Annotated in this window: 24 protein-coding genes; 9 read left to right on the top strand and 15 right to left on the bottom strand. The window is 30.0% G+C overall.

The features are described 5' to 3' along the window. Positions 1 to 10: 10 nt before the first annotated feature. Positions 11 to 910 (bottom strand): DUF72 domain-containing protein, encoded by a 900-nt coding sequence (locus ACY2RW_RS06150; RefSeq protein WP_490121826.1) that lies wholly within the window; start codon positions 908 to 910, stop codon positions 11 to 13. A gap of 235 nt (positions 911 to 1,145) precedes the next feature. Further along, the gene (locus ACY2RW_RS06145; RefSeq protein ID WP_490121825.1) at positions 1,146 to 2,114 is read right to left on the bottom strand and encodes a patatin-like phospholipase family protein; all 969 of its coding nucleotides are present in this window, start codon (positions 2,112 to 2,114) and stop codon (positions 1,146 to 1,148) included. Between the two features lie 47 nt (positions 2,115 to 2,161). Here ACY2RW_RS06145 and ACY2RW_RS06140 point away from each other — a divergent pair, with 47 nt between their 5' ends. Genes ACY2RW_RS06140 through pepT form a run of 3 tightly spaced genes read left to right on the top strand, consistent with a single transcriptional unit; the run spans position 2,162 to position 5,003 of the window. Further along, positions 2,162 to 3,205, top strand: coding sequence for a WD40/YVTN/BNR-like repeat-containing protein (locus ACY2RW_RS06140; protein WP_490121824.1), 1,044 nt, complete (start codon positions 2,162 to 2,164; stop codon positions 3,203 to 3,205). Continuing rightward, positions 3,205 to 3,759: a hypothetical protein gene (locus tag ACY2RW_RS06135; protein WP_490121823.1), complete on the top strand. Its 555-nt coding sequence runs from the start codon at positions 3,205 to 3,207 to the stop codon at positions 3,757 to 3,759. Before ACY2RW_RS06140 ends, ACY2RW_RS06135 begins: the two co-directional genes overlap by 1 nt. 2 nt (positions 3,760 to 3,761) lie before the next feature. After that, positions 3,762 to 5,003: a peptidase T gene (gene pepT / locus ACY2RW_RS06130; RefSeq protein ID WP_490121822.1), complete on the top strand. Its 1,242-nt coding sequence runs from the start codon at positions 3,762 to 3,764 to the stop codon at positions 5,001 to 5,003. A gap of 148 nt (positions 5,004 to 5,151) precedes the next feature. Here the strand turns inward: pepT and ACY2RW_RS06125 are convergent, their stop codons facing one another. After that, entirely contained in the window at positions 5,152 to 5,691 is a 540-nt protein-coding gene (locus tag ACY2RW_RS06125; RefSeq protein WP_490121821.1) for a 1-acyl-sn-glycerol-3-phosphate acyltransferase, read from the bottom strand. An 89-nt stretch (positions 5,692 to 5,780) separates the two neighbouring features. Between ACY2RW_RS06125 and ACY2RW_RS06120 the strand changes: the two genes are divergently transcribed. The 3 genes from ACY2RW_RS06120 (at position 5,781) to ACY2RW_RS06110 (ending at position 7,675) form a co-directional block, all read left to right on the top strand. Further along, the gene (locus ACY2RW_RS06120) at positions 5,781 to 7,103 is read left to right on the top strand and encodes a DNA recombination protein RmuC (RefSeq protein WP_490121820.1); all 1,323 of its coding nucleotides are present in this window, start codon (positions 5,781 to 5,783) and stop codon (positions 7,101 to 7,103) included. A 118-nt stretch (positions 7,104 to 7,221) separates the two neighbouring features. Continuing rightward, positions 7,222 to 7,455: a hypothetical protein gene (locus ACY2RW_RS06115; RefSeq protein WP_490121819.1), complete on the top strand. Its 234-nt coding sequence runs from the start codon at positions 7,222 to 7,224 to the stop codon at positions 7,453 to 7,455. 31 nt (positions 7,456 to 7,486) lie between these two features. After that, a complete protein-coding gene (locus ACY2RW_RS06110; RefSeq protein WP_490121818.1) occupies positions 7,487 to 7,675 on the top strand; it encodes a CsbD family protein in 189 nt (62 codons plus the stop codon). Positions 7,676 to 7,745: 70 nt separating this feature from the next. Here ACY2RW_RS06110 and ACY2RW_RS06105 read toward each other — a convergent pair whose 3' ends face one another. Together ACY2RW_RS06105 and glyA are read right to left on the bottom strand one after the other, a co-directional pair. Next, on the bottom strand, positions 7,746 to 8,984 hold the full coding sequence (locus ACY2RW_RS06105; RefSeq protein WP_490121817.1) for a cation:proton antiporter: 1,239 nt from the start codon (positions 8,982 to 8,984) through the stop codon (positions 7,746 to 7,748). 163 nt (positions 8,985 to 9,147) lie between these two features. Next, entirely contained in the window at positions 9,148 to 10,422 is a 1,275-nt protein-coding gene (gene glyA / locus ACY2RW_RS06100) for a serine hydroxymethyltransferase (protein ID WP_490121816.1), read from the bottom strand. A gap of 197 nt (positions 10,423 to 10,619) precedes the next feature. On the opposite strand from glyA, the gene fahA reads away from it, so the two are divergent. Beyond that, the gene (fahA, locus tag ACY2RW_RS06095) at positions 10,620 to 11,897 is read left to right on the top strand and encodes a fumarylacetoacetase (protein ID WP_490121815.1); all 1,278 of its coding nucleotides are present in this window, start codon (positions 10,620 to 10,622) and stop codon (positions 11,895 to 11,897) included. Between the two features lie 39 nt (positions 11,898 to 11,936). Then, positions 11,937 to 12,413, top strand: a complete 477-nt coding sequence (locus tag ACY2RW_RS06090) for a hypothetical protein (RefSeq protein ID WP_490121814.1) — start codon at positions 11,937 to 11,939, stop codon at positions 12,411 to 12,413. A gap of 220 nt (positions 12,414 to 12,633) precedes the next feature. Here the strand turns inward: ACY2RW_RS06090 and ACY2RW_RS06085 are convergent, their stop codons facing one another. The 6 genes from ACY2RW_RS06085 to ACY2RW_RS06060 all read right to left on the bottom strand — a co-directional run bounded on the left by ACY2RW_RS06085 (position 12,634) and on the right by ACY2RW_RS06060 (position 18,366). After that, positions 12,634 to 13,794 carry a peptidase MATCAP family protein gene (locus ACY2RW_RS06085; RefSeq protein WP_490121813.1) on the bottom strand — a complete coding sequence of 387 codons (1,161 nt, stop codon included), beginning with the start codon at positions 13,792 to 13,794 and terminating at the stop codon, positions 12,634 to 12,636. Between the two features lie 29 nt (positions 13,795 to 13,823). Further along, a complete protein-coding gene (locus ACY2RW_RS06080; RefSeq protein ID WP_490121812.1) occupies positions 13,824 to 14,654 on the bottom strand; it encodes an N-formylglutamate amidohydrolase in 831 nt (276 codons plus the stop codon). Positions 14,655 to 14,656: 2 nt separating this feature from the next. After that, a complete protein-coding gene (locus tag ACY2RW_RS06075; protein WP_490121811.1) occupies positions 14,657 to 14,983 on the bottom strand; it encodes a hypothetical protein in 327 nt (108 codons plus the stop codon). Then, positions 14,980 to 15,831: a sulfurtransferase gene (locus ACY2RW_RS06070; protein ID WP_490121810.1), complete on the bottom strand. Its 852-nt coding sequence runs from the start codon at positions 15,829 to 15,831 to the stop codon at positions 14,980 to 14,982. The genes ACY2RW_RS06075 and ACY2RW_RS06070 overlap by 4 nt, the downstream gene beginning before the upstream one ends. Positions 15,832 to 15,921: 90 nt before the next feature. Beyond that, positions 15,922 to 16,956 (bottom strand): glutathione synthase, encoded by a 1,035-nt coding sequence (gshB, locus tag ACY2RW_RS06065; RefSeq protein ID WP_490121809.1) that lies wholly within the window; start codon positions 16,954 to 16,956, stop codon positions 15,922 to 15,924. A gap of 84 nt (positions 16,957 to 17,040) precedes the next feature. Then, the gene (locus ACY2RW_RS06060; protein WP_490121808.1) at positions 17,041 to 18,366 is read right to left on the bottom strand and encodes a dicarboxylate/amino acid:cation symporter; all 1,326 of its coding nucleotides are present in this window, start codon (positions 18,364 to 18,366) and stop codon (positions 17,041 to 17,043) included. 123 nt (positions 18,367 to 18,489) lie between these two features. Here ACY2RW_RS06060 and ACY2RW_RS06055 point away from each other — a divergent pair, with 123 nt between their 5' ends. Continuing rightward, complete coding sequence (locus ACY2RW_RS06055) at positions 18,490 to 19,125, top strand: DUF937 domain-containing protein (RefSeq protein WP_490121807.1); 636 nt, start codon at positions 18,490 to 18,492, stop codon at positions 19,123 to 19,125. Between the two features lie 201 nt (positions 19,126 to 19,326). Here ACY2RW_RS06055 and bshA read toward each other — a convergent pair whose 3' ends face one another. The 4 genes from bshA to dnaB form a co-directional block, all read right to left on the bottom strand. Next, complete coding sequence (gene bshA / locus ACY2RW_RS06050) at positions 19,327 to 20,460, bottom strand: N-acetyl-alpha-D-glucosaminyl L-malate synthase BshA (protein WP_490121806.1); 1,134 nt, start codon at positions 20,458 to 20,460, stop codon at positions 19,327 to 19,329. Between the two features lie 198 nt (positions 20,461 to 20,658). Further along, entirely contained in the window at positions 20,659 to 21,504 is an 846-nt protein-coding gene (locus ACY2RW_RS06045) for a transketolase (RefSeq protein ID WP_490121805.1), read from the bottom strand. Positions 21,505 to 21,733: 229 nt separating this feature from the next. Further along, on the bottom strand, positions 21,734 to 22,918 hold the full coding sequence (locus ACY2RW_RS06040; RefSeq protein WP_490121951.1) for an asparagine synthetase B: 1,185 nt from the start codon (positions 22,916 to 22,918) through the stop codon (positions 21,734 to 21,736). Between the two features lie 146 nt (positions 22,919 to 23,064). Beyond that, positions 23,065 to 24,582, bottom strand: a complete 1,518-nt coding sequence (dnaB, locus tag ACY2RW_RS06035; RefSeq protein ID WP_490121804.1) for a replicative DNA helicase — start codon at positions 24,580 to 24,582, stop codon at positions 23,065 to 23,067. Positions 24,583 to 24,620 lie beyond the last annotated feature (38 nt).

The raw sequence follows: 24,620 nt of genomic DNA, 5'->3' as shown, positions 1-24,620 counted from the left end.
GATTTTTTTATTACAGCAAGCTTATTTGTCCATTTTCATTAGAATCATCATTTGGAATTCTTAAATCCAAACCAAACTCAGAATTTAAATTTTTAATAAAATGCGTTGCCAGTAATGGCGATTCTTTTTCTAAATTTTGATGAATAAAAAAGTGAATATTTTCTAAACCAGCTGCTATCCACTCTTTTAGTTTATTTATCCAATCATCAAGCCTGTCATAATCTGTTGGATGATTTGCACCAACATAACGTATAAAAGCTTCATTATTTGTTAAACGATTATGCACCATATCTCTTCTACCAGCTGTATCTACCAAAACGTTTGCAATTTTGTTTTCTTCTAACAATTGATAAAAGTCTTGGTTAACTATTTTGTCTGCAAACCAATCTTTATGCCTTACTTCTATTGCTAATGCTATTTCTTTTGGCCAGCTTTCTACAAAATTTTGAAGTACACCAAAATTCTTAGATCCAAAATTAGCATGCAATTGTAAAAAAATAGTGCCTAATTTTTCTTGAAGATTGCTAAAGTTATCTAAATAAGAATTTACCACTTCTTCTGCTCCTTTTAATCGTTTCCAATGACTAATTTCTTGTCCTAGTTTTGGAAAAAACTTAAAATTATCTGGAGTTTTAGAACGCCAAGTTTCGTATTGTTGTGCTGGAAAATTTCTATAAAAAGTAGCATTTAATTCGATGGAATTAAATTGTTTGGAATAATATGCTAACTCGTCTTTTGTACCTCTTGGATAAAATCCTTTTAAATCTGTTCTGTTCCATTTTGCACAACCTACAAAGATTTTTGGTTGGGTTGGTTTTTTATAGTTTGATAAAACTCGAAACGTATCTTTATGTGTTTCTGGCAAGGTAAAATCTATGATTTCTGGATTGTCTACTTTTCCGAATTTCATTTTTTAAAAATATTTTTTTTTAAATTATTACATAAAGCTGGCAAAAATGTTTAGTCCTGGATTGAAGCATTTGTTTGAGCTCTTTTTTAAAATAAACTCGATTCAGTATCTTTTGTAATAATGAAACATGTTATCAAATAAGTAAGATGCTCAACTAAATTCAGCATAAAAAAAGCGAGCGACTTTCGACTTTGCTCAAGATAAACTCCAAGCAGGAAATAGCTTCAAAAAAAAATTAAATATTTAATTCTTCCACATCATCTATACCTTCTTCAATTTCTTGGTCTGTTAAAACATCTGGTCTAAATTCGCTCATTAGTTCCTCTTGTTTCGATTTTGCGTATTTATACCCAGATTTCCACCATTTACGCATTAAAGATTCATCAAAAATTAAAGAATTTGTGGTTAACACTGTTGGTGTATAGTATAAATTTAGCTTAATATCTTTATTTGTTGCTGCCAATTTGCCAATAGTAATATTGTGTCTTTCTACGTGCGTTAACATAAAATCGAACACATCAAACAGTAGTGAAAACGGATTTTTTGCTGGTAATTTGTTAAACTGCGTTACTTCTGTTTCTAAAATAATAGCATCTATTTCTGTTGCGCCTCTTAAAATTGCTTCACGAATTGGCACTAGAGAGCCAAAACCACCATCTGCATATTGTTGGTTGTTTTTTTCTAACAAACTCATAAATGGCACATAATTGCAAGAACCCCAAATCCAGTCGCAAAAGTCTTCGTAAGAACAATCATTTATAGATTTATATTCTATTTGATTGGCGGTTAAATTAGAGACTGTAACCACAACTTCTTTGTTGGCAGCTCTAATTTTAACATACATTTCTTTGGTAATATTTTTTTTAATTAAACTTCTTAGATTTTTACTTTCTCCAAAAGTTTTTCTACCATTTAAAAAGTTCCAGAATGTATTTAAATGGCGAATACTAATTACTTTTTCTCCTGCTACTTTTTTAATTTTAAAAGGATTGTTACTAAAAATTGTTCTTTGATTTACGTTGGTGTACAACTCTTTTAACTCATCTAACATGTCTAAAGCTAAATGAGAAACCATTAAACTGCCTGTAGAAGTACCTAAAAACAAATCGTATTTTTTTTGCTCTTTTTTCATTAAATATTGCGCAACTCCGCCTGCAAATGCGCCTTTGCTTCCACCTCCAGAAATTACCAATGCTTTTTTCATTATCTACAAAATGATTTGTTTACTTTAGTCGTATAAAAGTATCAAAAATGTACAGAACAATCCTATTAATTTTTACAATCATTTTATTTATTTCTTGTCAACAAGAATATGAGCCAAGAAATATTGAAAAAATAACTATCCAAGAGTTTCAAATGGATAGTGCCAGTATAAGAACTATTGTTGCCTTAGATAAAGATAGAGTTGCTTATGCAGGTTCTAATGGAGAAATTGGTTTGTTTTGGCAAGCAGAAAAACCAAGACCTACTTATTTTCCTAAATATCAAGATTCTATAATTCCTAGTTTTAGGAGTTTAGCATCAAATGGAAAAGATTTCTTTGCACTTTCTATTGGAAACCCAGCTTTACTGTTTAAAATTTCTGATGGGAAATCAACTTTAGTTTATAAAGAAGAACACGAAAAAGTATTTTATGATTCTATGAAATTTTTTGATGATAATTTGCATGGAATTGCTGTTGGAGATCCCACAGAAAATTGTGCTTCTATTATCTTAACTATAGATGGTGGAGATACTTGGAAGAAGCTTTCTTGTGATAAATTGCCTGTTTTTGAAGATGGAGAAGCGTTTTTTGCAGCTAGTAATACCAATATAAAAACAATTGGAAATACAGTTTGGATTGCTTCTGGAGGAAAAAAAGCACGTATTTTAAAATCTACAGATTATGGGCAAACTTGGACAATTTATAAGACTCCAATCATACAAGGAAATGGTCCACAAGGTATTTATTCTATTGATTTTACTGATGAGAACAATGGAATTGTAATTGGTGGCGATTATTCTAAACCTGAAGCAAACAAAGCAAATAAAGCTATTACAAAAGATGGTGGAAAAACATGGACTTTAGTTGCTGATGGTAAAAAACCAAATTATAAAAGTTGTGTACAATATGTGCCTAATACAAATGGAAAAGAAGTTTTTACAGTTGGTAAAACAGGAATTTCTTTTTCTAATGATGGTGGTATTTCTTGGAAGGAAGTTTCTAAAGAGGCTTATTATACCATTCAATTTGTAGATAAAAATACAGCTTGGTTAAGTGGAAATAAAAAATTAGGAAAATTAGTTTTGCAATAATGATAAAAAAATGTTCTTTAATCTTTGTATTGATTTTAGTTTCTTGTGCAAAACAATCTGAATTGAGTAAAGATTTTCTATGCGAATCATCTAATTTTAATAATTTAGAGGTTGTAAATGATGTTAGAAATGCATTTTCTGTAACAATTCCCTCAAACTGGAAAACAAGTTTATATGAAGACAACTTACAATCTTCTATTTTTTCTGCGGATACTACTAAACAATTGACTGAAACTTTTTTAATTGATGTGAGTTATGTTAAAAACAACATCCTTTTTAATGATTTATTCAAACTAAAAATAGAACAAGAAAATTTAAACGAAAGTCTTATTCAAAAAAAAGCAAAAGAGATAAAAATCTTAGAAAAACCTGCTTATCTTGTGGTTTCTAAAGGGAAAAAATCATCCTTTTTATATCAAAAATTACAAGCATATATTAAAATAGACCAACAACATTTTATCTTAGCAAAAGCAGATATTTATGGAGATTCTTTAATTGAACAAAGATTTTGTAAAGCAATGGCATTGATAGAAAAAATAAAAATTACTCAATAAAAATGATTGATAAACAGCATATTACCAACCGATTTGTAAAATACGTTCAAATAGATACAGAATCAGATCCTAATAATCCTGCTTTTCCAAGTACAGAAAAACAGTGGGATTTAGCAAAAGTTTTGGTAGAAGATTTAAAACAAATTGGGCTTAAAGAGGTCGATTTGGATGAAAATTGTTACATAATGGCAACTTTACCATGTAATTTAGACTATGAAGTACCAACCATTGGTTTTGTAGCACATATAGATACCAGTCCAGATTTTACTGGGAAAGATGTAAAACCAAAAATTGTTGAAAATTACCAAGGAAATGATATTGTTTTAAACGAGGAAAAGAAAATAATTCTTTCTCCAGATTATTTTGAAGATTTGTTACAATACAAAGGTCAAACCTTGATAACCACAGATGGAACAACACTTTTAGGAGCAGATGACAAAGCTGGAGTTACAGAAATTGTAACTGCAATGGAATATTTAATCAATCATCCAGAAATTAAGCATGGAAAAATAAGAATTTGTTTTACGCCAGATGAAGAAGTTGGTAAAGGAGCGCATTTATTTGATGTAGAAAAATTTGGTGCAGAATGGGCATACACAATGGATGGAAGCCAAATAGGAGAATTAGAATATGAAAACTTTAATGCTGCAAGTGCAAAAGTTACAATTACTGGTAAAATTGTACATCCTGGTTATGCTAAGGGTAAAATGATTAATTCAATGCTTATTGCTAATGAGTTTGTTGCTTCTCTTCCACCAGAAGAAACTCCAGAAAAAACAGCGGGTTATGAAGGTTTTTTCCATTTGCATGATATGACTGGAAATGTAGAGCAAACTGTTTTAGAATACATTATTAGAGATCATGATTTAGATTTGTTTGAAAAACGCAAGTATTTAATGCAAAAAATTGCATTTGATTTTAACGAACGTTTAGAAAATGAACATATTCAAGTTGAAATAAAAAATCAATATTTTAATATGAAAGAAAAAATAACGCCTGTAATGCATATTATTGATATTGCTGAAGAAGTAATGAAAGAAAAAGGAATTACTCCACTAATTAAACCTATTCGTGGAGGAACAGATGGCTCACAACTATCTTATAAAGGATTGCCTTGTCCTAATATTTTTGCTGGCGGACATAATTTTCATGGACGTTTTGAATACGTTCCTGTAGAGTCTATGATAAAAGCAACAGAAGTAATTGTTGGTATTGCTGAAAAAGTTTCTGAGAAATATAGATAAAAAAAAGTCTTCAGAGAACTGAAGACTTATCTATCATAGCTTATGCTATTGTAGTAAACTCATTAATAATAAAGCCCCTAATCTCTATTAAAAAAATATTGTCTACTGTACAAAACTAATCATTTTTATTATATAAATAGCAAAAAAATTAAAATAATTCAGGATTTTTTCCTTCTACACCCTTAAAAAAATCATAAAACACTTCAAAATCCTTGTCTTTATTGGCTGTTGGGTAATATGGTTCAGAAATTTTTATTTTTTTATTTCCAAAATCTAAGGTAGCCATTACAATAGGTACATTAGCTCCTTTTGCAATGTAGTAAAAGCCTGTTTTCCATTTTTCTACCTTTTTTCTGGTTCCTTCTGGAGACAAACCTAACCGAAATTCTTCTTTAGAATTGAATATTTGTATAACTGCATCTACTAAATTATTACTTTGAGATCTATCTACAGGAGTTCCTCCCAGTTTTCTAAAAATAAAACCAAAAGGTGGCTTAAATAAAGAACCTTTAGCTATAAAATGAATCATAGTACCTAAACTCATTCTTGTTAGAATTGCAATAGGAAAATCTACCCAACTTGTGTGAGGTGCAGCAATAACTACGTATTTTTTAGGTTCTTTTGGGAAATCGTTTTCAACTTTCCAACCTAAAATGGTAAATAATATGAATCTTGATATGCTTTTCATCCAAAAAATTATAATTGTTCACAAAATCCATAAAATAAGGTTTATTGTTGTGAATTAAAGTGATAAATTTAAACACTTAAATTGATATAATGACAGAATTTATTACATACTTTGCTATAGCACTTATTTTTGCAGCTATTGGCTTCTATATAGGCAAATTACTAACAAAACTTTCTTCAGAAAAAGAAAAAGCTACTTTAGAAGAACGCGCTTCTTTGATAAGTCAATCAAAAGAAATTGTAGATAATAATTTGATTGAATTACAAAAAGAGCTAAAATTTAATCAACAAGAAAAAGAACAATTAGTAACGCAAAACACTAGACAGGAAGCTGAATTGAACAATTTACAGCAAAAATTAAATGATAATAAAGGAGAAGTTGAGAAACTGCAAGAAAAGTTTACCAAAGAATTTGAAAATTTAGCAAATAAAATTTTAGATGAAAAATCAACAAAATTTACACTTCAAAATAAAGAAAATTTAAAAATAATTTTAAATCCACTTCAAGAAAAAATAAAGATTTTTGAAGATAAAGTAGATAAAACGCACAAAGAAAGTATTGATTATCATGCAGCTTTACGTCAGCAAATTTTAGGGCTAAAAGAGTTAAATATGCAAATGAGTAAAGAAACTTTAAACCTTACCAAAGCTTTAAAAGGTGATAATAAAATGCAAGGAAATTGGGGGGAATTGGTTTTAGAGCGTGTTTTAGAAAAGTCTGGATTAGAGAAAGATAGAGAGTATTATGTGCAGCAAAGCTTTACGAATGAAGATGGTAAAAGAATGATGCCAGATGTGGTTATTCATTTACCTGATCATAAAAAAATGATTGTAGATGCCAAAGTTTCTTTAGTGGCTTATGAGCAATTTATAAATGAAGAAGATGAAATTTTAAAAGCTCAATTTTTAAAAGAACATGTAAACTCTTTAAAACGTCATGTAGAACAATTATCAGAAAAAAAATACGAAGATATTTACAAAATAGAATCACCAGATTTCGTGTTACTTTTTATTCCTATAGAACCTGCATTTGCAGTAGCTTTAAATACAGACAACCATTTATACAACAAAGCTTTCGAAAAAAATATTGTAATAGTTACTCCTTCTACGCTCCTAGCAACCTTAAGAACCATAGATACTATGTGGAATAACGAAAAACAGCAAAGAAACGCTTTAGAAATTGCAAGACAAGCTGGAGCATTATATGACAAGTTTGACGGACTTTTAAAAGATTTAGTTGGCATTGGAAAACGAATTGATGATAGTAAAAAAGAGTATTCTAATGCAATGAATAAACTTTTTGATGGTAGAGGAAACTTGATTAATAGTGTAGAAAAGCTTAAAAAAATGGGTGCAAAAGCTAAAAAATCGATTCCAGAAAACATTATTGATAGAGCTGCACAAGAAGATTAATTTACCAATTACTTCATAAACCATATTCTGCTCAAAATTTCTTTTGAGCTAGCTTTTCATTCGATTGAATTAAGAAATACTCTTATCTGTTCTTATTTTTGACGAAAAGAAACCAATTATGTCAAAAAAAGAGAAAAGAGTTAGCGCAGAAAATGTTACCAAAGGAAATTCTGGAGATAAGCACGAAAGAGGTTTACACCCTTTAAAAGGTAATGTTAAAGATGGCTATAAAGATAAAGATAGTAGCAAAGATAGGCTTAAAGGAGAAGATAAAGAAAAATTAGAAAAGCAAGTGCACAGTGCTACAGACGATTCTAGCAAAAGAGTTGCAGATAAAATCCAAAACTCATAAAAATTAATTATTAATCTTAAAAAATAAAATTATGAATACAGATACAAACGAAGGAAAATGGAAACAGATTAAAGGTGAATTTAAAGACCAATATGGACAAATCACTAAAGATGAATCTACAGAAGCAGAAGGAAAAATGGATAAATTAGTTGGTAAAATTCAAGAAAAATATGGAGAAACTAAAGAAAATATCCAAAAACAAATAAAAAGTTGGTCTTAATATTAAGTCGAACTAAAATTGCAGAGGCTGTCTGAAAAGTCAAAAATTAACTACTTTTCAGACAGCCTTTTTATGCTTTGTATTTTTTTACAAGCTTGCCAACAGTTAACCCTTGTACTATGATAGAAAAAACAACTACAATATAAGTAATTACCAAAAATAAATCTCTATGCATATCTTCAGAAAGTCCCAGTGCAAGTGCTATAGAAATTCCACCTCTCAAACCTCCCCAAGTCATAATTAAATTTGTTTTTGGAACAAATTTTAACTTCTTTTTAAAGATGTTTATAGGCAAAAACAAAGAAATATATCTGCAAATTAAAACAATAGGTACAGCTATAATTCCAGCAACAATATATTTTCCTTCTAAAACCAACACTAAAAGTTCCATACCAATTAATACAAATAAAACTGCGTTTAAAAGAATGTCTATCAATTCCCAAAACTTGTCTACATATTTTTCTGTTATTTCAGACATAGAAGAAGATCTAACAGTATCATTACCCACAATTAAACCTGCAACAACCATTGCCAAAGGTGCAGATAAGTGTAATTTATGAGCAATTACTGTACCTCCCATTACTGCAGCTAGAGTAATAATTACTTCTATATCATAATCATCAATAGATTTTATTAGCCTGTAAGAAATCCATCCTAAAATACCACCTAATAAAATTCCTCCAAAAACTTCTTGCCCAAATAAATGTACAACATCAAAAGTTGTGGTGTTTTCAAGTCCAGATTTTGCAATCTGATAAATGGTTAAAAAGACAACTACTCCTACTCCATCATTAAATAAAGATTCTCCTACAATTTTGGTTTCTAGGTTTTTAGGTACTCCTGCTTTTTTTAAAATTCCTAACACAGCAATAGGATCTGTTGGAGATATTAATGCTCCAAATAACAAACAGTAAATAAAATCTATTTGAAAACTAAGTAATTGTAAGATAAAGAACATCACAATTCCTACTAAAAATGTTGATGTTAAAACACCTAAAGTAGAAAAAAGCACAATTGGCCAACGTTGAATTTTTAATTGTTCGAAATTGGTATGTAAAGCACCTGCAAACAAAAGGAAACTTAACATTTCATCTAACAAAACACTTTTAAAATCGATACTTGAAATAATAGACCTTTCTAAATTAAGTAGTGTTGGATCAAAATAGCTTAACAATAAAACACCTAATGTAAAAAAGATTGTTATAATCATTAACCCAATAGTATTGGGCATTTTAAGATATTTTACATTTATATATCCGAAAATTGCAGATAAAAATATTAAAACTGTTGCTATAAAATAAGTATCCATAATTTACTTGTTGTTTTTGTTTTAAAGATAATAAAAGCATCAAGAATTAACTTGATGCTTTTATTTTTATACGACAATTAATTTTCTTGTCATTTTTAAGATTGTGAAAAATCGCAATTATTTTTTAAAATTTCTCTTTAAATTTTAAATGACATTAATTTTTCTACATTACAAATAACCTTCTACTTTTCATCATCTCAGAAACACGTTCTCCAATTTCATGCAAAGCCTCATCATTATCTGCATTTTGTATTGCTTGATCTATAAAATCTACTACTTGCTTCATATCTTCTTCTTCTAATCCACGAGTAGTAACAGCTGCTGTTCCAACACGAATTCCAGAAGTTACAAATGGCGATTTATCATCAAAAGGAACCATATTTTTATTTACAGTAATATCTGCTTTACCTAACGCAATTTCTGCATCTTTTCCAGAAATATTTTTATTTCTTAAATCGATTAACATACAGTGGTTGTCTGTACCTCCAGAAATAATATCATAATCTCTTGCCACAAACTCTTTAGCCATTGCAGCAGCATTTTCTTTTACTTGTATTTGATATTCTAAAAATTCATCTGTCAAAGCTTCGCCAAAAGCAATTGCTTTAGCAGCAATTACATGCTCTAAAGGACCTCCTTGATTACCAGGAAAAACTGCTGAATTTAATAAAGTTGACATTTTTTTAGGCTTACCAGATTTTAAAGTCTCTCCAAAAGGATTGTCAAAATCTTTACCAATCATAATCATTCCTCCTCTTGGACCACGTAAAGTTTTATGAGTTGTAGTTGTTACAATATGACAATGAGGTAATGGGTCGTTTAAAATACCTTTTGCAATTAATCCTGCAGGATGAGAAATATCTGCCATTAAAATAGCTCCAACATTATCAGCAATTTCTCTAAATTTTTCAAAATCAATGTCTCTAGAATATGCAGAAGCTCCAGCAATAATTAATTTTGGTTTGTGCTCTTTAGCTTGTTGCTCTAAATGGTTGTAATCAATCCTTCCAGTTTCTTTATCTACTCCATAAAAAACAGGGTTATATAATTTACCAGAAAAATTTACAGGAGAACCATGTGTTAAATGACCTCCATGAGATAAATCGAAACCTAAAATAGTATCTCCAGGTTTTAAACATGCTGCAAAAACAGCTGTATTTGCCTGAGAACCAGAATGTGGTTGCACATTTACATATTCTGCACCAAATAATTCTTTAGCTCTATCTATGGCTATTTGCTCTATAACATCAACAACTTCACAACCTCCATAATAACGCTTTCCAGGGTAACCTTCTGCATATTTATTGGTTAAAATAGAACCTTGAGCTCTCATTACTTGATCGCTCACAAAATTTTCTGAAGCGATTAATTCTAAACCATTTAACTGTCTTTCGTTTTCTTCCTGAATAAGGTCAAAAATAGCATTGTCTAATTGCATTGTTATTGTTTTATAATAAGCATCAAAAATAGCAAAAAACACATTTGCAAAAAATTAGTTTAGATGATATTTTTAGTTTTTTAAAGATTATTCATTTATTTAGAATAAAGGAGTGTTAAAAATGCATTTTTCATTGTTTTTTTATTTTAAAATGAGAAAAAATTATGTAGGTTTGGTAAAAAATAAATCAAATTAAAATGATCATAACAGCAAATAACCCTAATCGTAAATCTTGGTTAAAAGTAAATAAAGAATCAGACTTCCCAATACAAAATATTCCTTTTGGAGTTTTTATCACTAGAGATGATATTATTACTATTGGAAGTAGAATTGGCGATTTTGCCATAGATTTAGGTGCTTTTCATCAATTAGGTTATTTTGAAGGAATTCCGCTAACAGACGATATCTTTTTACAAGACAACCTAAACGATTTTATTGCAGATGGTCGTAAAACATGGAGATTGGTAAGAAATAGAATTGCAGAAGTTTTTGATGTTACCAATGGTAGTTTGCGTGATAACGCAGCTCATAAAGATAAAATTATCTTTAGAATGGATGAAGTAGAAATGCTTTTGCCTGTTGCTGTTGGAGATTATACAGATTTCTACGCAAGCAAAGAACACGCAACTAATGTAGGTTCTTTATTCAGAGATCCAGAAAACGCTTTATTTCCTAATTGGTTGCAAGTTCCTATTGGTTATCATGGTAGAAGTTCATCAATTGTTCCTTCTGGAACTCCAATTCGTAGACCTTTTGGGCAATCTAAACCTAATGAAGGAGAGATTACTCCTAATTTTGGTCCCAGTAAATTATTAGATTTTGAATTAGAAATGGCGTTTATAACTACAGATGCGAATGTTTTAGGAGAAAGAATTCCGATTGAAGAAACTGAAGAATATATTTTTGGATTGGTACAATTTAATGATTGGTCTGCCAGAGATATTCAAGCTTGGGAATACGTTCCTTTAGGTCCATTTTTAGGGAAAAACTTTGCTTCAACCATTTCTCCTTGGATTGTTACTTTAGATGCTTTAGAACCTTTTAGAGTAGATAATCCAAAACAAGTGCATGAACCATTACCTTATTTAAAACAAGAAGGAAAAGGAAGTTATGATATTCATTTACAAGTAGGAATAAAACCAGAAAATGGTGAGGAAACTGTAGTTGCTAATTCTAATTTTAAATATATGTATTGGACAATGGCACAACAATTGGCACACCATACAGTAAATGGATGTCCTGTAGAAGCTGGAGATATGATGGGTTCTGGAACCATTTCTGGTCCAACAAAAGATAGTTATGGCTCTATGTTAGAATTGACTTGGCGTGGTCAAAACCCTATAACTTTAAAAGACGGCACAACACGTAAATTTATTAATGACAATGATACTGTAATTATGCGTGCACATTGTAAAAATGATAAAGTTCGTATTGGTTTTGGTGAATGTGTTGGTAAGATTTTACCAGCAAAGTAATTTACCTTTATGAAAACTGAAAAGTATTTTTTTCTTTTTTTGCTTTTTTTTATTGTAGGTTGTTCGCAAAATAATGGTTGTGTAGATAGAGTTACAGTACCAGATAATGTTGTAAAAACTGCCTCTGGTTTTACTTTTGAACCTTCTTATTGGATAGATCTTCCTTGTGATTATGATCTTTCTTCTCTGCTTAATGTTTCTGAAGTGCTACCAAATTTTACTTTTGAAATAATTAGTTTCAACTTTATTCCAGATACTGGTAATGATACTTCTAAACTAGATTTTGAAGTGAAACTAACAAATAATAATGCTAAATCTGTTGAGGGTTTACCCATTTTTATAATTAGAAAAGATGGTGTTGAGTCTAGTAAGAATTATATTATGAATAGCACAAATTGCACATCTTTTATGTCTAATGAAACTTGTGTGTTTACTTACAGTAAAGAAACTGCTCATACAGTAGAAAAGATAAATACTTTAGAACTTGTTTCAATAAAGTTTTTAGTTGCAAAATAACTAGTAAAAAATAAATTTAAAAGAGGCTGTCTGAAAAGCCAAAAAATTAACTACTTGTCATAAGGAGCTTTTCGTCTTCGCAAAAGACAGGTTTTGTCGAAATATAATTGATAATCAATGAATTATAAAACTTCGACAAGCTCAGTTTGACATACTTAATTACTTTTTAGACAGCCTCTTTATTTTTGTTAAAACAAAGAAGACTTAAACAAAACAGACTTTACTTTAAATTTCTTAAAATAAAATCTACAGTTTTATTGCTATTTTTGTTTTCTGCGTAAGAATCTGTTATGTGTTTCGCGTTAATGGCATATTTGTTATCAATCATGTATTTAATATCATTAACAAACTCTAAAGAAACTTTTCCTGTTAATAACAAACTTAAATCTTTACCATTTTGATGATAGTCGTAAATCTTTTTTAGTCCTGTTAAATAGAGATAATCTTTGGTAAACCCTCCTCCTCTATGTGCACGTACAGCAATATAAAAAGCTTCTTCTCTATCCAAATCATACGCATTATGTAAAAGACGAAAAGTTCTTGAAAACGAATATCCTTTAGCTAAACTATCTACTGCTAAAACCCTGTATGCCAATTCTTTTAAACGTTTTATGGTTAAGTTGCCTGACATGTATTCGCTAAAAACAGCTAATCCTTCTTGGGTTTCTTCGTTATTTGGAAAACCATGGGAAAATATTTTTAGTGGATGTAGCATCCCATTCATGGTAGTTACCATGTGTACTCCAATTTCATGATTGGTCAATACATGAATTTCATTATCCGAAAATAGGTGATTTTCATTCAACACCAAAGCTTGAATACTATTAGAAACCATTGCAATAGCACCCATTGCAGAAGAGTTTTTTATGCTGTAACTAAAATCATACTTTTCAGAATATTCTCTAAAAAAATGATGTGATTCTGATGCTTTATACTTGGGTTTAAATATTTCTGAGTTGGCATCTTCGCTCTCAAAATGCAAAATAAATTTTGCGTTTTCTACATCTTGCTCTGTAGGTGTCCCAAAAGAACGTAAACTGTTGTAATAAAAACGTTTACCTTTTCCAATGGTTTCTATACACTGTATTAATCCTGAATAAAAATAAATAATGTCTTCATAGAAATCTCGCAAACGTTCATCTTCTATATCATCAATTTTTAAAGCAAAAAACTCTTTGTGCAAGGAAAATTTATCAAAATCTCTTTTTGGATAGGTAAATTTGGGGTCTGTTAAATACTTAGAATTAAAAAACTTTTCTTTTTCTGATTCTATATTGTTTGGGTTGACATAATTGAGCATCTCAATCTTCTTGACTAAAGCATCAATTTTATGATCAATTTCAAATAATTTTTCATTTTTTATAGAAACAGCATCCTTCATAATTCAATATCTAAAAGCGAAATGCAAAATTACAATTTATGTGTAGTATAAAAAGCATCTGCATGATCTTTTAACGCAGTTTTTAAATATTTTTCTACAGCTGCAACTACTTCTGGATACATAATTTGTGCTAATTCATCACAATATACTTTTGCAATTTCTGTTGCTAGCACCAATGTATTATTAAAATTATTGGTAATGTATTTTAAGAAATAACCATTTCCTTGAAAAGTATCGTTTATCAAAGATGTCGATTTTATATTTTTTGGAAACTTCATTTTTCCAAGAATTTTTCTCCAAGATTCTACTTCATTGCCAAATCTATGATTATCAATATTACCTGTTCCTAAATTCCAAGTGGGCACTTCTCTTGTCCAACGTCTCCAATTATAAGAATGCATATCGTACACAATACAAACTCCAAATTTTTCTTCTAATTTAGAAATTAAAGCATGAACTACTTTGTAAAAATTTGCATGTTTTTCTAAACTTTTTGTATGCATTTCTTTTGATAAAGGGTTTTTCCAAAGCTTTTTACCCCAAGCATCTTCATAAATGGCAGTTTTAGGAGCTCTATTTAAATCGTATTCAAAACGAGAATCACAACCAGCAATTACAATTGGATGACTTTTTATCATTTCTTTGGTTTCTGGATCTTCTTCAAACCAGCGTTCATATTCTGTATGCAAACAATTATCCCATAATTCTTTTCTAAATTGATGACCATCATGAACAGCTGCACATGCATAATGCACATATTCATCAATTTTAATAGTGAATGAATAATCTTTAGAAACTGCTTCAAAAGTTTCTTCGTTTTCTATTTTTTGAATTATTTTTTCTATGGATAATCTTTGCATAACTAACCAATTATTTTTTTTAAAATGCTAAATACTTTCTTTTCAATAACATCTACAGAACCATCTGCAAAAAAAACATTTTTAATTTCTCTTAAAAGCGCTTCTTTTTCTTCTTGATTGAATTTATTTTCTGAGACATATTGTTGTATTTTATTTAAATTATCTTCATCTGAATCTACCACCACTTCTGTATGGATTTTATGAAACGTGTTCTCATCAACTAAAGATAAAATATAGTTTTCTTCCTCTTTCGTTTCAAAATGATTGCAATGTGCTGCATATAGCAAAACGTAAGCTAAAAACTCTTTTCTTGTCCAATTTATACTCATTTTATTTCTATTGGTAAATTATTTGTTAAACCCCATTCTGTCCAAGAACCATCATATACTGCATAGTTTTTTATTTCTGCAATTTCTGCTGCTAAATCTAAAACAGAGGCTGTAATTCCTGTTCCGCAAGAAAATATAATTTCCTCTTTATTTGCGGTTAATTGATTAAAAATTATTTTTAATTCTTCTTTTGATTTTAGCATTCCATCATTTAAAATTTCGGAATATGGCAAATTCATAGAATTAGGAATGTGTCCGCTTTTTACACCTTTTCTTGGTTCTGGGGCTTCTGCATAGAATCTACCTCTTGAGCGAGCATCTAAAATTGCTGTTTTTTTATTATTAATGGCAGCAAGAACATCTTTAGTGTATTTTATTTTTTGGGGTTGATAGTTAACTCTAAAATTTCCTTTTTTAGATTTTTGATTTTGAGGTTTTTCTGTTGGATAATTTTTAGCTTTCCATTTAGGCAAACCTCCATCTAAAACAGCAATATTATTAAATCCCATTAATTTAAAATTCCACCAAACTCTTGGTGATGAATAAATTCCTAAATCATCATAACAAATAAGTGTACTGTCTTTATTAATGCCTAATTCTTGGACTTTTTCTTCAAATTCTTTTGGTGATAAAACTGTGTTAGGAAATTCTGCATTTTTATCAGAAAAAACACTCTTAATATCAAAGAAAATTGCGCCTTTAACCTGTTGTTTTTCTGCTGTAGTAAAATTGTTTTTATTTGCGGTTACTTTTGGAATGGTGCAATCTAAAATAAATACATCTTTATTATTTAAATGATTGTACAACCAATCTACAGAAACTAAAGGATTATTTAATTTTATGGACATATTCTAAAGTTGAAATTTTTACTCATTCTTCGTTAAAATAATATCTTATTTATCGACTGAAAACTAATATTGAATACTACCAACTAAATTCTAAGCATCATCAACTAATTTTTTTAAAGTTGATTTACGTCTAAAAGCAGCTTCTTTTTCTAATACTTTACTCTCCATAAAGTTGACTACCTTTTCTTGAATTCTTGTTTTGTATACTTTATTCATGTATGTAATTCCTCCTGGAGACATTACATTTACTTCTACTAATTTGCCTCCAATAACATCAATACCCACAAAGTAAAGTCCGTCTTTTACAAGCTTTGGCCCAATTTTTTCACATAATTTCTTTTCTTCTGCAGTTAGTTTATGCTTTGCAATGGTACCTCCTGCTGAAACATTTGATCGATGATCTTTATCTCCAGGAATTCTTCTCATTGCACCAATAGGAACTCCATTTAAAATCAAAACTCTTACATCTCCTTGGTCTGCACCTTCTATATATTCTTGTAAAATTACATAATCAGAGTCTCCATCACCTTTATTAATATAAAAATCTAACAAAGAGTTAATGTTACCCATTGCAGATTTTTCAATTAAAATTACTCCAGAACCTCCAAAACCATTTAAAGGTTTTAAAATCATTTTATCAGAAGGAGACTCTTCAATCATTCTTACTAAATAATCTTTGTTTTTTGATACGTGTGTAACAGGAATAATCTCATTATTTGGGTCTTCAAAAACGGCTGTGTATAACTTGTTGTTAGCTTCACGCATTCCTTGTACAGAATTAATGATAAAAACATCATCTTTTACAGAGTCTAAAAAATTTAGCATTAAAGGATCTAAAGGTGGTTCTGCACGCATAAAAATAACATCGAAACCTGCCAAAGGAAGCATTTCTTCTCTTGTGGTTGTTTTATTATAGTAGGTTTTAATATTGCTTGGTATTTTGTCTAATCTATTTAAAATGGTACAAAAAGCATTGGTAACACTATTTCTAATAGTTAAGTTAGAAGGTGTACAGATTGCAACTCCATGACCACGTTTTGCACATTCGTGTATAATAGTTAAAGATGTATCGTTTTCAGGAGATTTTATACTTTCCCAAGGATACATTAAAAAGCAAATATTCATAGTTAAAAATTAAGTTTGTTCAAAAATAAAAGACATCAATAAAATTAATTATTGATGTCTAAAAATACTATTTTTTATTGATATTTATTTTACTTTATCATAATTATCATCCCATTCTTTTGGTTTAGGATCATGCAATTTGCCTAAAGATTTAGCTACTAGCATAGAAACTGTAGCATCTCCTGTTACATTTACAGTAGTTCTCATCATATCTAAAGGTCTATCAACCGCAAAAATTAAAGCTAAACCAATAGGCAATAATTCTGCAGGAAAACCAATAGATTCTAATACAATTACTAACATTACCATACCTGCACTTGGCACAGCTGCACTACCTATAGATGCTAACAGTGCTGTTAAAATAATAACTAATTGATTAGAAAATGTCAAACCTTCTGGCCAAATTACTTGCATGATAAAAACTGCTGCAATACCTTGGTATAAGCTTGTTCCATCCATATTAATAGTAGCTCCAACTGGTAAAACAAAACCAGAAACTTCTTTATCTACTCCTAAATGTTCTTCTACTCTTTCCATTGTTACAGGTAAAGTAGCTGCACTTGAACTTGTAGAAAATGCTAATAATTGTGCTGGACTAATTTGCTTTAAAAACCACATAGGAGATTTTTTGGTGTAAAAACTTACTAATAATAAGTAGAAACCTATCATTATAACTAAGCCACCAATTACACATAATGCATAAACCAAAAGTTTTAAAAGAATTTCAGTATCATCAAAAGCAATAATTACATTTGCCAACAAAGCAAAAACAGCATAAGGTGCAAAAAGCATTATTAAATCTACCATTTTCATTACCATTTCGTTTAAAGAATCAAAGAAATCTACTAATGGTTTTGCTTTTTTTTCTGGTATTAGTAACAAAGAAATACCTACAAACATTGCAAAAAAGATGATTTGTAACATACTTGCATCAACAAATGATTGAAATATATTACTTGGAAAAATATCTATTAAAGCTTGTAAAGGTCCTGCATCATTTTGTGCAGATGCTTTTGCTAATTTATCTGTTACACCTGATGAAGTTTCGTATTTAGATTTAATTTTTTCTATAGTATCTGCAGACATTCCTGCACCTGGCTTTACTAAATTAACAATACCCAAACCTATAATAATAGCAACTAAAGTTGTACCTACATAAATTGTAATGGTTCTTAGCCCCATTTTTTTTATTTTAGAAATATCTTTTAAATCGGAAATTCCTTTTATTAATGATGCTAATATTAATGGAACTGCAATTAATTTTAATAGGTTTATAAATATGGTTCCAAATGGTTTAATCCAATCTGTAACAAAGTCTTTGCCTCCATCTACAGTATTCATAATAAAACCAAAAATGATACCTAATACCATTCCAATTAATATTTTCCAATGTAATGCTATTTTTTTCATCTATTATTTTAAAAATTTATAAGAATTTGAAAGATAAAAAAAAAATAAAAACCTAAGTGACTTTATTTGTATATTGTGTCATATTTTTAGAAAACATTCATATTAATTATTAAAAACATAAAAATGGCAGGTATTTTAGACTTATTAAATAGTGATTTAGGAAAACAAATTGTTTCTGGTGTAGCAGGTTCTACAGGAAATGACTCAAACAAAACAAATAGTGTATTAACAATGGCTTTGCCAGTGTTAATGAAAGCTATGGAAAGAAATGCTTCTACTCCAGAAGGTGCAGAGGGTTTAATGGGAGCTTTATCTAGCAAACACGATGGTAGTATTTTAGATAATCTTGGTAGTTTATTTGGTGGTGGAGTTGATGAAGCTGTAAAACAAGATGGAGATAGTATTTTAGGTCATATTTTAGGAAGTAAAAAACAAGGTGTAGAAAAAGTTATTAGCCAAAAAGCGGGTATAGATGCTGGTTCTGTAGCTAATATTTTAAAAGTTGCTGCTCCTATTTTAATGGGAGTTTTAGGTAAGCAAAAAAGAGAACAAAATGTGCATAATTCTGGTGACTTAACTGGTCTTTTAGGTGGCTTATTAGGGGGTAATGAAACTAAAAACGAGCAAAGCTTCTTAGAAAAAATATTAGATGCAGATGGTGATGGAAGTGTTATAGATGATGTTGCTGGAATGGTGTTAGGTGGAAGCAAGAAAAAAGGAGGACTAGGTGGTTTGCTTGGTGGTCTTTTTGGAAAATAAAAAAAGGTTACAAGACAAAGTTGGAAGTAATAAAAAGAGGTTGTCTTAAAAGTAAATTTATCTGTCATTTTGAGCCTTTCGTCTTCGCTCAAGACAGGCTTTTTCGAAAAATCTATGTAATTGATTTTGAATAAATAAGATTTCTCCATTACAGTCGAAATGACAAATTTTAATACTTTTCAGACAGCCTTTTTTTTTAAATTATACTTTACTTTTATAACAAGATTTATAAATATCTTCATAAACTGGTAAAATGTTTTCTAAAGAAAATTGTTTGGTATGTTCTTTAGCATTTTGTTTAAATTTATCTAAAGTTGCATCGTCTTTTAAAATTGAAATTGCATTTTTAGCCATTTCTTTAACATCTCCTAAATTACTTAAATAACCTGTTTTACCCTGTATATTTACTTCTGGCAAACCACCAGTATTTGTAGAGATTACAGCTGTACCAGCAGCCATTGCTTCTAAAGCTGCCAAACCAAAACTCTCTGTTTGAGATGGTAACAAAAACACATCTGTGTAACATAAAATTTTAGCCACTTCTGTACTATTTCCTAAAAAGAAAACATTGTTTGAAATTTTTAATTCTTTTGCCAACTTCTTAGCTTTAACTTTTTCTGGACCTTCTCCAATCATTAACAGTTTAGAAGGAATTTCTTTAGTTACTTGAGCAAAAACTCTAATTACATCCTCTACTCTTTTTACAGGTCTAAAGTTACTAATATGTGTTAAAATTCTTTCATTGGGTTTTGCCAATGCACTTCTTTTACATTCTTCTTTATGAGCATTATCGTACTTTTCTGTATCAATAAAATTATAAACTACTTGTATATTTTGTGTAATGTTGAATAATTTATTGGTTGTTTCTTTTAAATTATTAGAAACTGAAGTTACAACATCAGAATTATTAATACTAAATTCTACAGCTGTTTTATAGGTTGGATGACTTCCAACTAAAGTAATATCTGTACCATGTAAAGTGGTTACAACTCTAACATTTAACCCTTTTTCTTTTAACATTTGTTTTGCCATAAAAGCGGCATAAGCATGTGGAATTGCATAATGTACATGTAAAACTTCCAGTTCATATTTTCTTACAACTTCTACCATTTTACTTGATAATGCCAATTCATAAGGCTGGTATTCAAACAGCGGATACTCTTCAATTACTACTTGATGAAAATGCAATTTATGAGAAAGAAAATCTAAACGAACTGGTTGGTTGTAAGTAATAAAATGAACCTCATGACCTTTATCTGCTAGAGCCATTCCTAATTCTGTAGCAACCACTCCACTTCCACCAAATGTTGGGTAACAAACAATCCCTATTTTCATATATTATACTAAAAATTAAAATTTATGAGTCGTAAATATAAAGCTATTATTACAGTTGAAATCAAAATAAAAACATAAAAAAGAGCATTTCAAAATATTGAAAAGCTCTTTTATATTTATAGATTCTGAAATAAATTCAGGATTAGTTCAACTTATAATTTTAAAAATGTCTTTCAGACATTTTAAAATTAAGTTTTACTAATAATCTCCTAAAGTTACTGGGTTTTGAGCTAAAGCACTTTCTAATTGTTGATCATTTGGTGCTTTTCCATGCCATGCATGCGTGTGCATCATAAAATCTACTCCATTGCCCATTTCTGTGTGCAATAAAATGCATATTGGTTTTCCTTTGCCTGTTAAAGCTTTTGCTTCTGCTAAACCAGCTAAAACAGCTTCAATATCATTCCCTTTTTCTACTTCTAAAACATCCCAACCAAAAGCTTCAAATTTTGCTTTGATGCTTCCCATTGGCAATACATCATCAGTAGCACCATCAATTTGTTTTCCATTTAAATCTATTGTGGCTATTAAATTATCAACTTTTTTTGCAGATGCATACATAATTGCTTCCCAGTTTTGCCCTTCTTGCAATTCTCCATCACCATGTAAAGTATATACTAATTTATCATCTCCATTTAATTTTTTAGCTTCTGCAGCACCAATTCCTACAGACATTCCTTGCCCTAAAGAACCAGAAGCAATTCTAACTCCTTCTAAACCTTCATGTGTTGTTGGGTGTCCTTGTAAACGAGAATCTATCAATCTAAATGTTGATAATTCTGATACTGGAAAAAAACCGCTATGTGCCAAAACACTGTAATAAACTGGTGAAATATGTCCGTTAGAAAGGAAAAATAAATCTTCATTTTTTCCATCCATCGTAAAATCTGTAGAATAATCCATTACCTCTTGATATAGGCAAGTAAAAAACTCTGCACAGCCTAAAGAACCTCCAGGATGACCAGAATTTACTTTATGAACCATACGTAAAATATCTCTACGAACTTGTTGCGTAAAATCTTGTAATTGTTGTGTTGTTGGCATTGTAATTATTTTGTTAATCGCAAAAATACAAAAGTGATTGAATTTGTATGGATTTTAAAGAATATTTATTGAAGTTTTATTAACAGTTAAATTTTATAACTGTCATTTTAATCTTGTGGAGAAATCTAAGATTTAAATCTATATTATTTTAATTCTTTTTAATGAGTCATTTTAAAACAATGAGATTTTTGGGCTACATTATATTTTGCTTAAAATGACATTAAATATCTTACGTTTTCTGCTTTTTTTTCTTTGCAGCAGGAAACAAAACATTATTTAATATCAAACGATAACCTGGAGAAGTTGGGTGCAAATCTAACTCGGTTTTTGGGTCACCAACTCTGTGTGTATAATCTTCTGGATCATGTCCTCCATAAAACGTAAACATTCCTTTTCCTTTGGTTCCATGTATGTATCTTGCTTCTCTATTTACTTTATTTTCTCCTAAAACCAATACATTACTTTTTACGGTATTTCTATCAAACGAAGTGGTTTGTCCCATAAAACCTTTTACCAAAACTGTATGGTTTTGTGTTAACATAGTTGGAACAGGATCCCATTTTGCAGAAAATTCTACTAGAGAAAAATAATCTGATGTTTTAGGAATTTTACGTTTCCTTGTCATATCTATAGAAGAAAACTCGTAAATAGTTGGATTTCTAATTAACTGAAAATCTTTAAAAGCAAAGGTTTTATTGTAATTTATTTTAGATTGATAATTGGGTTCAGAAGCATCTCCATCAAACATAGCTTCTGCAATGTCTACACCTTCTGCAGATAATGCAATATCAAAACTATCGGTTGCAGAGCACATGGCAAACATAAACCCCCCACCTATTACATAGTCTCTAATTTTTTTGGCAACTGCTAATTTTTCTTGCGAAACTTTAGAATACCCCAATTCTTTTGCCAACTTTTCTGCTCTCTGCTTGCCTTCTATGTACCATGGAGCAGTTCTGAAAGAACCGTAAAAACGACCATATTGACCTGTAAAATCTTCGTGATGCAAATGTAACCATTCATACAGAAGAAGTTTATCTTCTAACACTTCTTGGTCGTAAATAACGTCAAAAGGAATTTCTGCATACGTTAATACCATAGTTACAGCATCATCCCAAGGCATTTTATCTTTTGGAGAATACACTGCAATTTTTGGTGCTTTTTCTAAAGTAACAGCTTCTTGATTTGATGATGGTGATGAAATTTCTTGCAAGATTAAACTCGCTTTTGCATCAGAAATTACTTGATAAGAAACACCTCTAATTTTACATTCGTTTTCTACAATTTTATTGTTTTCAATTAAAAATGCACCTCCATCATAGTTTAACAACCATTTTGATTTTAAACCTGCCTCTAAAGAAAAATAGACAATTCCGTACGCTTTTAAATGATTTTTCTGATTATCATGACTCATTGGGACATATATAAATGATGCCCAAGTTGAGGTTGAGATGATAAAAAAAATTAAAACTAAAATTATTTTTTTCATAATAAAAACTAAAATACACAATTACTTTTTAGCAATTGTGTATTTCTATAATTTTATAAAATCTTTATGAGTTAAAATGGCACATCATCATCACCAAAAGCATCTTTAGGTTCAATTCTTTGGTCTGGAAAAACATCATCAGGGAAATCTGCATTCATAGAAGATTGAAATTCACTACTAAAACCTTCTTCTAAATCAGAGAATTTAGCTAAATGACCCGTAAATTTTAATCGGATATTATCCAAACCACCATTTCTGTGTTTAGCTACAATAAATTCTCCTTGACCTTCACATGGTGTATGCTCATCATCATCCCATTCTGTCATACCATAATATTCGGGTCTAAAAATAAACGATACAATATCTGCATCCTGCTCAATAGCTCCAGATTCACGTAAATCTGATAATAAAGGTCTTTTGCTTCCTCCACGAGTTTCTACAGCCCTTGATAATTGAGAAAGAGCAATAACAGGCACAGACAGTTCTTTTGCCAATGCTTTTAAGTTTCTAGATATTGTAGAAATTTCTTGCTCACGATTTCCTCCACCTTTTCCATTTCCTCCAGCTGTCATCAGTTGTAAATAGTCAATTACAATGATTCTAACATTATGCTGAGAAACTAAACGTCTTGCTTTTGCACGTAAATCGAAAATTGAAAGTGATGGTGTATCATCAATAAAAATAGGTGCATCAGATAGTTTTTTAACTTTTACATTTAATTGCTCCCATTCATGAGGTTCTAAATTTCCTTTTCTTAATTTTTCTGATGTTAAGCCAGTTTCAGAAGAAATCATACGTGTAATTAACTGTACAGAAGACATCTCTAAAGAAAATACAGCAACTGCATGATTAAAATCGATTGCCATATTTTTTGCCATCGAAATTACAAAAGCCGTTTTTCCCATACCTGGACGTGCTGCAATAATAATTAAATCTGAAGGTTGCCAACCAGAAGTTAAAGCATCTAGTTTTGTAAAACCTGTTGCCAAACCAGACATTCCTTCTTGATTTCCAATTTCTTGAATCTTTTTTAAGGCTTGTTTTACCAAAGATCCTGCATCTTCAGAACTCTTTTTTAAATTTCCTTGAGTAACCTCGAACAACTTCCCTTCTGCTTCATCCAATAAGTCAAAAACATCTGTGCTTTCATCATAAGAACTTTCTATGATTTCTGATGAAATACTAATTAATTTACGCTGAATGTATTTTTGTAAAATGATTCTTGCATGAAACTCAATATGCGCAGAAGAAGCTACTTTTTGTGTTAATCGAATTAAGTAAAAATCGCCACCAACCATTTCTAATTTGCCATTCTTTTTCAACAAGTTAGAAACTGTTAATAAGTCTATAGGCTGTGAATTTTGAAACAATTCGTAAATAGCTGCATAAATTTCTTGATGTTTTGCATCGTAAAAAGCATCTGAATGTAAAATATCAATTACATCATCAATTCCTTTTTTATCAATCATCATTGCTCCTAGCACAGCCTCTTCTAATTCTAATGCCTGTGGAGGAATTTTACCTTTTTCAAGACTTATTATTCTTGATTTATCTATCTTTTTTCCAACTATGGGAGTCGTTTTTTCCATTGCTACAAATGTACTTTTTTACTTTGTTAGATATTTAT

This window comes from Polaribacter sp. 2305UL8-11 (assembly GCF_058147165.1).
This window is presented reverse-complemented; position numbering and strand designations above follow the sequence as displayed.

Coding starts and splice junctions, on each gene's coding strand:
- ACY2RW_RS06150 (WP_490121826.1), bottom strand. CDS start 910: ATGAAATTCGGAAAAGTAGACAATCCAGAAATCATAGATTTTACCTTG.
- ACY2RW_RS06145 (WP_490121825.1), bottom strand. CDS start 2,114: ATGAAAAAAGCATTGGTAATTTCTGGAGGTGGAAGCAAAGGCGCATTT.
- ACY2RW_RS06140 (WP_490121824.1), top strand. CDS start 2,162: ATGTACAGAACAATCCTATTAATTTTTACAATCATTTTATTTATTTCT.
- ACY2RW_RS06135 (WP_490121823.1), top strand. CDS start 3,205: ATGATAAAAAAATGTTCTTTAATCTTTGTATTGATTTTAGTTTCTTGT.
- pepT (WP_490121822.1), top strand. CDS start 3,762: ATGATTGATAAACAGCATATTACCAACCGATTTGTAAAATACGTTCAA.
- ACY2RW_RS06125 (WP_490121821.1), bottom strand. CDS start 5,691: ATGAAAAGCATATCAAGATTCATATTATTTACCATTTTAGGTTGGAAA.
- ACY2RW_RS06120 (WP_490121820.1), top strand. CDS start 5,781: ATGACAGAATTTATTACATACTTTGCTATAGCACTTATTTTTGCAGCT.
- ACY2RW_RS06115 (WP_490121819.1), top strand. CDS start 7,222: ATGTCAAAAAAAGAGAAAAGAGTTAGCGCAGAAAATGTTACCAAAGGA.
- ACY2RW_RS06110 (WP_490121818.1), top strand. CDS start 7,487: ATGAATACAGATACAAACGAAGGAAAATGGAAACAGATTAAAGGTGAA.
- ACY2RW_RS06105 (WP_490121817.1), bottom strand. CDS start 8,984: ATGGATACTTATTTTATAGCAACAGTTTTAATATTTTTATCTGCAATT.
- glyA (WP_490121816.1), bottom strand. CDS start 10,422: ATGCAATTAGACAATGCTATTTTTGACCTTATTCAGGAAGAAAACGAA.
- fahA (WP_490121815.1), top strand. CDS start 10,620: ATGATCATAACAGCAAATAACCCTAATCGTAAATCTTGGTTAAAAGTA.
- ACY2RW_RS06085 (WP_490121813.1), bottom strand. CDS start 13,794: ATGAAGGATGCTGTTTCTATAAAAAATGAAAAATTATTTGAAATTGAT.
- ACY2RW_RS06080 (WP_490121812.1), bottom strand. CDS start 14,654: ATGCAAAGATTATCCATAGAAAAAATAATTCAAAAAATAGAAAACGAA.
- ACY2RW_RS06075 (WP_490121811.1), bottom strand. CDS start 14,983: ATGAGTATAAATTGGACAAGAAAAGAGTTTTTAGCTTACGTTTTGCTA.
- ACY2RW_RS06070 (WP_490121810.1), bottom strand. CDS start 15,831: ATGTCCATAAAATTAAATAATCCTTTAGTTTCTGTAGATTGGTTGTAC.
- gshB (WP_490121809.1), bottom strand. CDS start 16,956: ATGAATATTTGCTTTTTAATGTATCCTTGGGAAAGTATAAAATCTCCT.
- ACY2RW_RS06060 (WP_490121808.1), bottom strand. CDS start 18,366: ATGAAAAAAATAGCATTACATTGGAAAATATTAATTGGAATGGTATTA.
- ACY2RW_RS06055 (WP_490121807.1), top strand. CDS start 18,490: ATGGCAGGTATTTTAGACTTATTAAATAGTGATTTAGGAAAACAAATT.
- bshA (WP_490121806.1), bottom strand. CDS start 20,460: ATGAAAATAGGGATTGTTTGTTACCCAACATTTGGTGGAAGTGGAGTG.
- ACY2RW_RS06045 (WP_490121805.1), bottom strand. CDS start 21,504: ATGCCAACAACACAACAATTACAAGATTTTACGCAACAAGTTCGTAGA.
- ACY2RW_RS06040 (WP_490121951.1), bottom strand. CDS start 22,918: ATGAGTCATGATAATCAGAAAAATCATTTAAAAGCGTACGGAATTGTC.
- dnaB (WP_490121804.1), bottom strand. CDS start 24,582: ATGGAAAAAACGACTCCCATAGTTGGAAAAAAGATAGATAAATCAAGA.